General features: G+C 47.8%; 5 protein-coding genes and 1 other RNA gene. 1 reads left to right on the forward strand and 5 read right to left on the reverse strand.

All coding sequences use genetic code 11. The features are described 5' to 3' along the window. Positions 1 to 315 precede the first annotated feature (315 nt). The 3 genes from ABUK12_RS03660 to ABUK12_RS03670 form a co-directional block, all read right to left on the reverse strand. Complete coding sequence (locus tag ABUK12_RS03660; protein WP_410015003.1) at positions 316 to 6159, reverse strand: hypothetical protein; 5844 nt, start codon at positions 6157 to 6159, stop codon at positions 316 to 318. Positions 6160 to 6455: 296 nt separating this feature from the next. Next, entirely contained in the window at positions 6456 to 7502 is a 1047-nt protein-coding gene (locus tag ABUK12_RS03665) for a 3-deoxy-7-phosphoheptulonate synthase (RefSeq protein ID WP_410015004.1), read from the reverse strand. Between the two features lie 107 nt (positions 7503 to 7609). Continuing rightward, positions 7610 to 8431, reverse strand: a complete 822-nt coding sequence (locus tag ABUK12_RS03670; RefSeq protein WP_410015005.1) for a pyruvate, water dikinase regulatory protein — start codon at positions 8429 to 8431, stop codon at positions 7610 to 7612. Positions 8432 to 8638: 207 nt separating this feature from the next. Here ABUK12_RS03670 and ppsA point away from each other — a divergent pair, with 207 nt between their 5' ends. Further along, complete coding sequence (gene ppsA, locus ABUK12_RS03675) at positions 8639 to 11014, forward strand: phosphoenolpyruvate synthase (protein WP_410015006.1); 2376 nt, start codon at positions 8639 to 8641, stop codon at positions 11012 to 11014. A 135-nt stretch (positions 11015 to 11149) separates the two neighbouring features. Here ppsA and rprA read toward each other — a convergent pair. Together rprA and ydiK are read right to left on the reverse strand one after the other, a co-directional pair. Continuing rightward, an RNA gene (gene rprA, locus ABUK12_RS03680) (antisense sRNA RprA) lies at positions 11150 to 11254 on the reverse strand. Positions 11255 to 11411: 157 nt separating this feature from the next. Then, the gene (gene ydiK, locus ABUK12_RS03685) at positions 11412 to 12518 is read right to left on the reverse strand and encodes an AI-2E family transporter YdiK (RefSeq protein ID WP_410015007.1); all 1107 of its coding nucleotides are present in this window, start codon (positions 12516 to 12518) and stop codon (positions 11412 to 11414) included. Between the last annotated feature and the right edge of the window lie 176 nt (positions 12519 to 12694).

Consider the following 12694-nt stretch of genomic DNA (forward strand, 5'->3'; position numbering starts at 1 on the left):
GGTTCTTCTTTCTCTATGGCAGCCCCCCGCTGCGTAGGGCGCGGGTTTCAGGCGTTTGAGACACTGCATTTATTGGGTAGCGGCACGACATGGGCGTGACCTCTTAAAATCGCCACCTTATCCTGCGCCACTCTCTGGCCCAGCAAATAATCAGCTGGGCCGAACAAAACAACGCCACATTTGGCCGGGCCACACCAGACTCCGCGCCGTCCGTTTGACGACGGACCGGCGTTTAACGACTTTCCCGCGCCGCCGCCTGACTGAGACCGGCATTGAGTGATTCTGTGCTTGAGCTAAGACAGTGTGCTCGAGCGCTTAGTCTTGAAGAGAGGTAGTATTAAATTGATTGGATAAATATTTATACTCATCAATTGATAGTATAATATCCATAAAGGCTTGTTCGATAATGAAAACCTCGTTGCCGGCGACAATAGTATAATCCGCGATAATTTCTTTAAGCAATTTAAGAGAATCGGGACGCAATATTATATCCCCTACAATAAGAGGGTGGTGAGGGTTAGGTGGGTAGAATAACTGCAATATGTCGATGTAAATAAAAGGAACGTGTTGGGACACACCATGAAAGGGACTGTCTGTAATGTTTTGCCCGCGTTGTATGAATTCCAATCGGCGAATAACGTCGCGCACGGCATACAAAATTTCGTGCATTGCGCGCTGCATATTTTGCACTTTGATATATTCCTGGTGGTGAGTCCAATGCGGCAGTTCGCTGGGGGTGCCCATCGTGCTCATACTAACTTCTTCGGGATAATAGTCATAAAACCATTCAGGCCTTCTTAACCTTACAGTATCACTGATATAAGGTGGCACAGTATAAACCCTAATCCCCAGTTCATTAGCCAGGGCCTGCGCGGTAGAATAGCGGCTTCCATAGCCACTGAAGCAGGATGTCAACTCGATGCTGGTAATACTACGCAAATCAAATTTCTCACCATCTAAATATTTCAGTCCTTTAAGGATGTCGGAAAACTCGACAACGTCCATATGATTAACCATAAAAGGTGTGCCACGCAATTTTATAGATAAACGCGGCGTAGCTCCGTTAATGCGGGATATATGGCAATCTTTACCCAACAGTACCTGTTCCCGGGGGATATGTTGTTCCCGATATTTTTTTATGCGGCCATCGATAAAATATTCAGGGATTTTCTCTCTGGGAACATCGTCCAGCATTACCGGGGCATCGTCTTTCGCGCCAAACGCATCACCGGCGAATACTGTAAAAGTTTGTTCTACATGATGAGGTTTTAACAGACCATGGATGAAGGTACCCATCTGCTCGGCGATAATTAACGTGGCTCTTGCCTGGGGTGCAAAACCAAAAAAATCATTGCCCAAACCTATGAAACGTCCATTACCCAAACATAGCAATAAATGCTCAAGCTGATCGAGATAATTAAAAACAGCAATCAGTTTACCTTTATTGATTTTTAATAAGGCGGAGGTAGAGGGTATTATTTGCTGATTACTTAAAATGGCTAGACTCATCACCCTGTTGGATTTGGCCTGGGTGATTAAATTTAATAATCTTGCGGCGCCCGCGTTATCAATTATTGCAGATTTTAGTAACACATATAAAATAAATTCTTCATTAAAATTATAACTTTCGAAATGATTTCGCAATACTCTTGCTACTAAATGAATTTCAGGATTAACAATGGTTTCTTGAAAAACATTGAGGTTCTTTAAACTGGTATTTGTTTTTATAGTTAATGATCTATACCAAGAGGGCTCTTTTAGTAAAAACCCATTTTTTATATAAGTGTGCGGTGCTGTCGCCTCACGATAATTAAAATATTTGGCATCACCAATAAATTCAAAATCTTTAAATTTTATCAGTTCAAAGGGAGACGGTGAGTTATTCATCATCATGACCCATTCGTTTTCTGTGAAAACATCTCTTGTGTCATTGAAGCCAAAAATAGAACGGATTTCATTTAAATCAAGGATGTATTTCATCTCTCCTATCTTAATGGCCAAGGCGAAATATGTTTCTGCCATCATGTCGTTCTTGCTGCGCCAGCCGCATACTGCTCGGAATTGCACTTTGCTATCATCAATGCCACTTAACGTTTTTATCACAAGTTCGCTTGATTTTATATCATAAGTAAATCCATTGAATTCTTGTAAAGCCAGTATTTCTTGCTTGATGGAAAAAAAATGAAAAGAGTGATCCAGAAAAACATTAATGTCTATCTCGGCGCCAATTATCCTTTGTGAGTAATAATGCCTTTGTAGATAAAAATGTAATATTTTTTTATGGAAATCAATTAAATAATTATCTGAAATGTTTTGATAACTACTTGTTTTTATAGGCTCCATGAAGATTATTTTATTATCAAATTTCTTGTGATTCATTGGACTTATGCTGAAGGATGAAAATTTCAAGTCCACTAATTGCCCCGCGCTCGCAACCCAGTTGCCAGAATGGGTGCGGGCAACGGGAATAGCAAAGTTTTTATAATTGGGGCCATGTGAATTGATGATTCTCCATTCACCGTTATATTTATCCCAAAATACCGGGAAGTAGTCATTATTATTGATGACGTAAAATAATTCAGCCGATGTTGAATTTGTTGTGGCAACTCCTGTGTTTAATGTTTCTAATATCTTATCACTTACATTTGCTCTCCAAGGTTGGCGGAGTTTTTTTTTAAACGCACTATCGGATTTTAAGGCGCGATTAGCGATCGCTATTGAATCTAGAATGTTAACTTGCATATTATCTACAAAGACCGATAAAGCCTTACCTGAAGGATGGATAACGTTAAAGTAAGAAAAAAATTCATTTAGAGCGGTTTTGGTAAACTTTACCCCTATTTCCGGGGATGCGTTGATTAACTCGTTGATGACAAATTTTTTAAAAAGATCATGCCGTATTTTCTGCTCGATGGCCTTATGTAAGGCATGTTTTAATGTGTTTTCAGATATTTTTTTAAACTGGCCGGTAAAAGAAGCTAATGTCAACATTAGATCATAAATATCAAAAATAACGTCTTCAAATTTTATTTCATGCTCTTCATCATGCCAGTGACGGCAAAGCGTGGTGAAAAATGGGATAAAAGCGGCAATGTATTCCAACCAAGTGGCTTCATATAACTTTTCTTTCAACTCATCAGCAATGGATATCAATGTTGCCTGATTCATATAGTCAAAATTTGTTAGTAAAGAGTGGTTGATGCTTAAGGGTTGGAATGTATTCTGTTGCTGAGGTGTATAAGGTGTGATGATTAAATTTATATCATTATCTTTTACGGCAACCAACCCATATGCCGGCGCGGCGATGTCGATTGATTCCTCCTCGGGAGGACGCAGCAGTATTTCAACCATGGACGTTAGTCTATTACTATTGGCGTCGATTTTGGGGAATAGCGACGCAAGTGTCGTTTCATTAATAGGAAACTGAGGCCGATTGCGTAACGAAAAAATACTATCGCAATTAGCCCAATATGATTTCATTTGAAGGATAATGTCGGTTTTTTCCGGTGTGTCGATATCGGCGATGAATGGGAAACCATTCAATGTGGATAATAATACCTGCCGGTTGCTATGTAATGTTGCAATGGATAGATAGCCAAGATTTTCCGCAGGGAGATATACCGTTGTAAAGGGGGATAAATGGTTAGTAACGTAATTGCGGGAAAATATCTTGAAGCAGATAATGTCTTTTGGTGGATAAATAACATCTAAATAATTCAAAGTTGAGTTATTTAAGGCAATCATGGTGAGTTTTTGTGCTTCAGAAAAAGAATCATGAATTTTGTAGTATCTGAATTGATTATAATATCCATCAGCCGAATCTATCTGTGATGAAGGTTTGAGCTGGAAAACACTGGTGAAAGGTTGTTGCTGCCGAATGTGATGCTCATGTGAGATTTTCTGTTGAGCCGAGATAAAGTGTTTGAGTATATAGAGTACATTGATAGCGCTTAAAAAACCATCATCGATATTATTTTGTTGTGACATATACCAGGCAACCGCGGCCTTGGTTAGAACTTCTAAGTGACCGTTTGATTCGAGATTATTATATTCCAGTATTAAGCTATAATCATCTTTTTCTTGCGTTTCCTTTAGGGATATATTGCGTGCCGCTTCAATTTTTGCAGCTGCGATACGTTGTTCCTGAGTTGTTGCAACTATATGTCTTTTGTTGCTTCGAAAATTAACCACTTCATTAATAAATAGCTTTTGCAAATTAATTAAATATGTCATCATAATGAATAGCGTTTTGTCATTGTGAAGCCTGCTGACGAAGTCATTATACCAAAAAATATTCTCAAGGAATTTTTCTTTTTCAAATTGGTTAGCTTCGATAATATTTGATAATATTTCCTGTGCACGATAAAAATAGCTTATGTTATTTTCCATCCAATTGCCTTTATCGTTTGTGTTTATTTCATCTAGGCGGGAAATTTCGATTAAATCCAAAGCTTGATCGAAATGCAGGTGCGACGTTTTGTGTTGATAAATGAAACTTATTAATTCCTCGGCAAATAATTTATTCATCCCCTCTTTGTCGAATTCAATTTCATCTTCAACAAAAATATGCCACAGGTTTGATATTTCTCCCGGTACGATAAAATTTGATGTAAATATACTGATGCCATTGGAGCGTGTATATTCGAAGATATAAAGGAATTTTAGCTTTATTAAACTGTTTGTCAAATGTTCAGAGTTGCCGCTAATCAACGCACTGTAAATATCTTGGGAATTAATGTACAAAGCTTTTTCCAATGAAGGGAAATCGTCCAGGGTCATTTGGTGTCGGTATTCATCAAGGGCCTGAGTGAATAATATGAAATAATGCAGTAATCTTTTGTAATAAACACGCATCTCAAATGTAGATTGCTTAATATTATCGATTATTTCCTTTTTGGCTGTGGGGAAGTCTTTATTTCTTATGTGCGACACCAACTCTTTGATGATTTTAGTATCAACACGCCGAGTGGCATCCAGCACTCTTTGTTCTAAATCAGTAATGTAATCGCCAATTCTTATTTGATCTTCAGAATATTTGGCGATGTCATCGGCAGTGGGTGAGCCTTTTAACGCCAATATGTTCATGGTGGAAATAATGTTTTCGGAAATCATCTTGAAAATAATAATATTAAGCGAGTTGTTTTTTTCTTTAAGATATAAACCCTGATGAAACATAATCGCCATTTCGCGGCCGATATACGCGTCAAATTCAAGTAGCATGGTCAGGGGATTGTCCACCTGCGCTGCGTTTTGCTGAAAAAAATAATGTATAAGGCTTTGCAGCTGAGCCTCGGCTTCCAGATTCGCGGGTGCAATTTTGAACTCATGGCTATCGATAATAAATATTAACTGACTGGGAATAACGGCGGTCTTCACTGCCTTATCGGTCCCAGATGAAGAAGACAAGGCCTGCTTGACCGGCGGTGATAAGGTGGTGGTCTCAATGTCTTTTTCCTCGCGTGAAATCGTGTCTGCCGGGCCTAACTGCGCCGAAAAATCAGCCTGCGCGGCGTAAATAACATTACCGGAAGTGAAATTGGTAGGGACTAACGGCTTGCCGTCGGCCTGTGGGAAAATTAACGGGTCGCCCATGCTGCCAAGCCAGTTAAACGCTTTATGCATCCAGCCGGGCCGGTCCTTTGCGTTCGACCAACCGCTTGCGTAGGTAAGGTGAGCAAGCAAATTGGCAAAAGTTGCTTTCCAGGTTAATGGTGTGTGCCAGGAGTGTTCGATATGATAATTGCTGCCGTCCGATACAATTAATCTTTCCTCAACATACCCAGCATAAATTGACCTGCCGCTGGGCAATGAGATGTTTTTTGCGGGTATGGATTTTTTGTTCCCCATTAATTCAATTGCGATATATTTTGTATTGCCGGGGCGCAATAAACAATCCAGGTTATTTCGGAGTTCATTGACGCAACAAAATAAATAGTCGATATTTTTCTCATGGTTCTTTTCTACTTGTGCATCACCATCTCGGGCAGTGCTGTGTCCATTTATTTCAGTTTTATTGATTTTATCTTCTAAGTAAATATTTTTGACATTCATAACCGCTTCGGTATAAGGATGTCTTGAACTATGTGTCATCAATTTTTGATCGATGCACCGCATATTGCCATGAGAGTTAATATCTATTGCGTTTGTCATGTTAGGCATGAATTCTTCCTTATTCATTATGATTGACAATGATTAATGGGGTTATTATGCGGGCAAGATTATGGTCGTGATCGGTGAATGATATATCGTGCGGGTGCAATGATGTTAATATTTGCCAGCATGGGTTTATCATATCACTGCGCGGGTGAATCAAAACTTAATACTTTGTGGCGGTTTAACAAAAAATGAGATTTTATTGCCGTCGTTTTTTGTGGGGATTATTATCTAAAAAGCCGCCTTCAGGCGGCCTTGGCGCGTTAACTAAGCTCGGCGCTATTTTGACGGGGTCCATGCGCTCAAAAGCGGGTATCCACCGCGTTGGCCAGCATGGCCAGCAGTCTTTCGGTATCTTCCCAGCCCAGGCAGCCGTCGGTAATGGATTGGCCATAGGTCAACGCCTGGCCGGGTAGCAGGGCCTGGCTGCCTTCCACCAGGAAACTTTCGGCCATCACGCCCGCCACCCGCCGTGAGCCGCCGCGTATCTGCGCGCATACCGATTCGGCCACGTCCAGCTGGCGGCGATACTGCTTCTGGCTGTTGCCATGGCTGAAATCCACCAGCAAATGCGGCGGTAGCCCGAACTCCTGCAAATGGGCGCAGGCCTGCTGCACATCCGCGGCGTGGTAATTAGGCGTGCGCCCGCCGCGCATGATGATATGGCCGTAGGGATTGCCGGACGTTTGGTAAATGGTCATTTGGCCCTGCTTATCCGGCGACAGGAACATATGGGAAGCGCGGGCGGCGCGAATGGCGTCAACGGCGATTTGTGTGTTGCCGTCGGTACCGTTTTTAAACCCGACCGGGCATGACAGCGCCGACGCCATTTCCCGGTGGATCTGGCTTTCAGTGGTGCGGGCGCCGATGGCGCCCCAGCTGATTAAATCGGCAATATACTGGCCGATCACCATATCAAGAAATTCCGTGGCGGTGGGCATCCCCATTTCATTCAGCGCCAGCAGCAGGCGGCGCGCGGCTGCCAGCCCGTCATTGACACGATAGCTGCCGTCCAGGCCAGGATCGGAAATCATGCCTTTCCATCCGACCACTGTGCGCGGTTTTTCAAAATAGGCGCGCATAACGATCTCCAGGCGATCCTGGTAGCGAACGCGCAGGGTATTCAACTGGCGCGCATAATCTATGGCGGCGTCGGTATCATGGATGGAGCAGGGGCCCACCACCACCAGCAGGCGCGGATCGTTGCCGTGAAGGATATTTTCAATGCGCCGGCGTGCGCCGTTGACATGATCCGTTATCTGCGGGGTGAGAGGCAAAAGTTCGGCAAGCTTCGCCGGCTCAATAAGACGACCAATGCGCCTGGTGCGCAATTCATCTGTGTTAAACATGGACAATCTCTAAAATGGCTTCTTCGCAACGGTGGAAATACCGGGAAGTGATGCCGATCACAATAAACCAAAAGCAGATGAATTCAAAAAAAATAATGCAATTTGCATTAGTACATGCGCCGGTTCAAGCCCAGTAAATCCATTATTTTGGTCGCCATTTCCTCTACTGAATGATTGGTGGAGTTGAGAAAAGGGATCTGATGGTTGCGAAACAGCGACTGGACTTCGTTAACTTCCAGCCGGCACTGGCGCAGCGAGGCGTACTGGCTGTTGTTCATGCGTTCATCGCGAATGGCCGCCAGACGCTCCGGATCGATGGTCAGGCCGAACAGTTTATCATGGTAGGGTTTCAGCGCCGCCGGCAGGCGCAGGTTATCCATGTCGTCGGCGATAAAGGGATAATTGGCGGCGCGGATACCGTACTGCATGGCGAGGTAAATGCTGGTGGGGGTTTTGCCGCAGCGCGACACGCCCAGCAGGATAATCTGCGCCTGATCCAGGTTGCGCAGCGAGATGCCGTCATCATGGGCCAAGGTGTAATCGATGGCGGCGATGCGGGCATCGTATTTGGTCAGGTTGGTGGCGGTCAGCCCATGGGTGCGATGCGCCACCGGATCCGGTGCCAATCCCAGTTCCTGCTGTAGCGGCGCCACCAGCGCCTGGACTACGTCCTGGCAAAATCCGGCGCTGTTTTCCACAATGGTGCGGATAACCGGCGATACGATGGAATAAAACACCAGGGGACGCACGCCGCTCTGTTTATAGAGCGCATTGATCTGCTCGCTCACCGCCATGGCCCGGGTCTCGGTTTCCACAAACGGCAGGGTATAGCTGGTGGTGGAGACGGGAAATTGGGACAGCACCGCGTGGCCGACCACTTCAGCGGTAATGGCCGTGCCGTCGGAAATAAAGAATACGCTGCGTTCCATGATGTTCTCCTGATGTTGTACGCATGTTGCTTTAAGGGTGTTTTTATCGATAAATCCATTGCGGCAAACTCTGATTTTTGGCGCTGGCACGATTCATCCTAGGCAGATGCAATAAAGTTTATGCTACGCTCTGTCAAATAATCGTTAACACCCGGCATTATCACTAGCAATACCCTATTTCATTATAAGTTATAAAAGGATGATCAGATGTCTCAGACTGACAATGATTCAGATAGCGTATTATGGTACAACCAGCTCGGAATGCATGACGTAGACCGCGTTGGTGGTAAGAATGCTTCTCTGGGGGAAATGATTACCCATTTATCCGCCCTGGGGGTTTCCGTGCCGAACGGTTTCGCCACCACGGCCAAAGCGTTTAATGATTTTCTCAATCAGAGCGGCATCAACCAGCGTATCTATGATCTGCTGGATCATACTGATATCGACGATATCGGCGCATTGTCCCAGGCCGGGAAGCAGATTCGGCAATGGATTATCGATACCCCTTTCCAGCCGGAACTCGCAAACGCCATCAGCGCCGCGTACGGGCAGCTGTCGGCGGATGACGACGAGGCGTCGTTTGCGGTGCGTTCCTCCGCCACCGCCGAGGATATGCCCGACGCCTCGTTCGCCGGCCAGCAGGAAACCTTTCTCAATGTCCAGGGCATTGATGCCGTCATGACGGCCATCAAGCACGTCTACGCCTCGCTGTTCAACGATCGCGCCATTTCCTACCGGGTACACCAGGGCTACGACCACCGCGGCGTGGCGCTTTCTGCCGGGGTACAGCGCATGGTCCGCTCCGATCTGGCGGCGGCCGGCGTGATGTTTACCATCGATACCGAATCCGGTTTTGACCAGGTGGTGTTTATTACCGCCGCCTACGGCCTGGGTGAAATGGTGGTGCAGGGCGCGGTCAATCCCGATGAATTCTATGTGCATAAACCCACGCTGGCGGCGGGCAAACCGGCGATTGTCCGGCGCAATATCGGCTCGAAAAAAATCCGCATGGTGTATGCCGATAGCCAGGAACACAGTAAACAGGTGCGCATCGAGGATGTTCCCGAACGCGAGCGTCGCCGTTTCGCCCTTACCGATGAGGAAGTGCAGGATCTGGCGCGTCAGGCGCTGCAAATCGAACAGCATTACCAGCGGCCGATGGATATCGAATGGGCCAAGGACGGCCATACCGGCCAGTTGTTTATTGTCCAGGCGCGGCCTGAAACCGTACGCTCACGCGGCCAGGTGATGGAGCGCTACCAGCTTAAATCCCGCGGCGAGGTGCTGATTGAAGGGCGGGCCATCGGTCATCGCATCGGCGCCGGTCCGGTTAAGGTGATTCATGATATCAGCGAAATGGATCGGGTCGCGGCCGGGGATGTGCTGGTCACCGACATGACCGACCCGGATTGGGAACCGATCATGAAAAAAGCCTCCGCCATCGTGACCAATCGCGGCGGGCGCACGTGCCATGCGGCGATCATCGCCCGTGAACTGGGCATCCCGGCGGTGGTGGGCTGCGGCGACGCCACCGAGCGCCTTGCCGAGGGCCTGGAGGTTACCGTCTCCTGCGCCGAGGGCGATACCGGTTACGTCTACCAGGAACGGCTGGATTTCGCCGTTAACAGTTCCGCCATCGATAAGATGCCGGCGCTGCCGCTGAAGATCATGATGAACGTCGGCAATCCCGACCGGGCATTTGATTTTGCCGGGCTGCCCAACGACGGTGTGGGCCTGGCGCGACTGGAGTTTATCATCAATCGTATGATTGGGGTCCATCCCCGCGCGCTGCTGGAGTTCGATGATCAGACGCCGAAGCTGAAACAGGAAATCAACGATTTGATCCAGGGCTATGACAGCCCGAAGGAATACTACATTGCCCGCCTTACCGAAGGCGTTTCCACGCTTGCCGCGGCATTCTGGCCGAAACGGGTGATCGTGCGCCTGTCCGACTTCAAATCCAATGAATACGCCAACCTGGTGGGGGGCGAGCGCTACGAACCCGACGAGGAAAACCCGATGCTGGGCTTTCGCGGCGCGGGCCGTTACGTTTCCGAGAATTTCAAAGCCTGTTTTGCGCTGGAGTGCGACGCCATTAAACGCGTGCGCAACGACATGGGACTGACCAACGTGGAAATCATGGTGCCGTTCGTGCGTACCGTCGCCCAGGGCAAGGCGGTGGTGGATGAGCTGGCGCGCCAGGGATTGAAACGCGGCGAGCAGGGGCTGAAAATCATCATGATGTGCGAAATTCCCTCCAACGCCCTGCTGGCGGATCAGTTCCTGCAACACTTTGACGGATTTTCCATCGGGTCGAATGATATGACGCAGTTGGCGCTGGGCCTGGACCGCGACTCAGGATTAGTCTCCGAATTGTTCGACGAGCGGGACGAGGCGGTAAAAGCCCTGCTGTCGATGGCTATCAAAGCGGCCAAGGGGCAAGGTAAATACGTCGGTATCTGCGGGCAGGGTCCCTCGGATCATGAAGATTTCGCCGCCTGGCTGATGGAGCAGGGTATCGACAGCTTGTCCCTGAATCCGGATACCGTGGTAAAGACCTGGCTAAGCCTGGCCGAACTCTGATATTCCGTTCGCTGAAAAACACCGAAAAAAAAAGCCGGGGACGCCCCCGGCTTTTTTGTTTTAGCCAAAGATTTATAGCTCACCTTTTATGGCAACAATATCCAAGGCAATGATTAATCTGCGCGGGGAAAAAGGCGAAAAAAAAGCCCATCCTATGAGACGGGCAAAGACTACACACAGCAATTCGTTTAACTCAGGGGAAACCTTGATGTAAAATCAGTGAGTTGAGTTAATTGATGTGCTAATAATATTAATTACATGAGGCGGAGTCATTAAGAATCCTCCGAATAAGTAAATTAAAAGTTAAAGAAGCTGACAATTAATGATGTTGGTATATTAATTTCCAGATGAGTTTTATCTCATCTGGAAAAATTATATTGGCGAATTAAATTTAAGCTTAGAATTCCGACAAATCACTGAGGTGTTTCTCGGGGTCGTGCATTTCACTCGGCGAAGGCGCCTCGTGCACCCAGGCAAAGATCAGCCGGTAAGATACCGCCAGCACCACCGGCCCGATAAACAGGCCAATCATCCCGAACGCCAGCAGGCCGCCGATAACGCCGCACAGCACCAGCAGGATCGGTAAATCCGCGCCCATGCGGATAAAGATCGGCCGGAGAATATTGTCGAGCGTGGCGACCACGCAGCTCCATACCAGCAGCACCGTGCCCCAGGTGGTATCGCCGCTCCAGTACAGCCAGATCATGGCTGGGATTAGGATGGGCAGCGGACCCAGCTGGGCTATGCAGGTGATAAACATGATGATGGTCAGAATGGTGGCGAAGGGGATGCCGGATACCGCCAGCCCGATGCCGCCCAATACCGCTTGCACGATGGCGGTCAATACCACGCCCAGCGCCACCGCCCGGATGGCTTGCGCAGCCAGCAGGACCGAGGCGTCGCCGCGTTCGGCGCCCAGGCGGATGGCAAAATGGCGCACCGCCAGAGCCACCCGTTCACCACGGATATACAGCAGTACGCTGAACAGCAGCATCAGGGCGCAATGGATAAGAAAACTGCCCACCTGCGCCACCTGCGACAACAGCCAGGTCGCCGACTGGCCGATGTAAGGCTGTATCTTGGCCACCAGCGGGCCGCCGCCACCGGAAATCGTCGCCTGCCAGCCGGAATAAAGCTTATGGCCGACCAGCGGCACATCGCGCAGCCAGTGCAGCGCCGGCAGGGTGAGCCGGTTTGGCTCGGTCGCCCACGCCACCAGCGGCGCGCTGTTGTCAATGACGCTGCTGATAAGCACGGACAGCGGCAGGACGAACAACAATACCAGCAACAGGGTCATGACGAGCACCGCCAGCGAACGGCGTCCCCATAATAACGCCTGGATTTTGATCAGTAGCGGCCAGGTGGCGATGACCACCATGCTGGCCCAGGCAAAACCCAGGATAAAAGGCTGCACCACCCAGAAACAGGCTAATGTCATCAGCGCGATAAAAGTTACGCTAAAGAGCATCCTTGGCAGATCAAGCAGTTGACGCGGGTAATCCATGAAAAAGTTTTCACCTCAATAAACAGCGGGTAAATAGGGTAAGGCAACGATCGGAGAAAGGGGATCCGTTGTTCAGCAATAGTCTTAATGATGCGTTATTTCCCCGTTTTTTAACAGGCCATAACAACAATTTTAACGCCCGCCAGGGCCAACCGGCGTTGCCGGCAGCGCCGGGG

The sequence above is a fragment of the Sodalis sp. C49 genome (genome assembly GCF_046352915.1).
Lineage (GTDB): Bacteria > Pseudomonadota > Gammaproteobacteria > Enterobacterales > Enterobacteriaceae > Acerihabitans.

Bases quoted from the DNA above. Each gene is read 5' to 3' on its own strand.
- ABUK12_RS03660 (WP_410015003.1), bottom strand. From the start codon at position 6,159: ATGCCTAACATGACAAACGCAATAGATATTAACTCTCATGGCAATATG.
- ydiK (WP_410015007.1), bottom strand. From the start codon at position 12,518: ATGGATTACCCGCGTCAACTGCTTGATCTGCCAAGGATGCTCTTTAGC.
- ABUK12_RS03670 (WP_410015005.1), bottom strand. From the start codon at position 8,431: ATGGAACGCAGCGTATTCTTTATTTCCGACGGCACGGCCATTACCGCT.
- ABUK12_RS03665 (WP_410015004.1), bottom strand. From the start codon at position 7,502: ATGTTTAACACAGATGAATTGCGCACCAGGCGCATTGGTCGTCTTATT.
- ppsA (WP_410015006.1), top strand. From the start codon at position 8,639: ATGTCTCAGACTGACAATGATTCAGATAGCGTATTATGGTACAACCAG.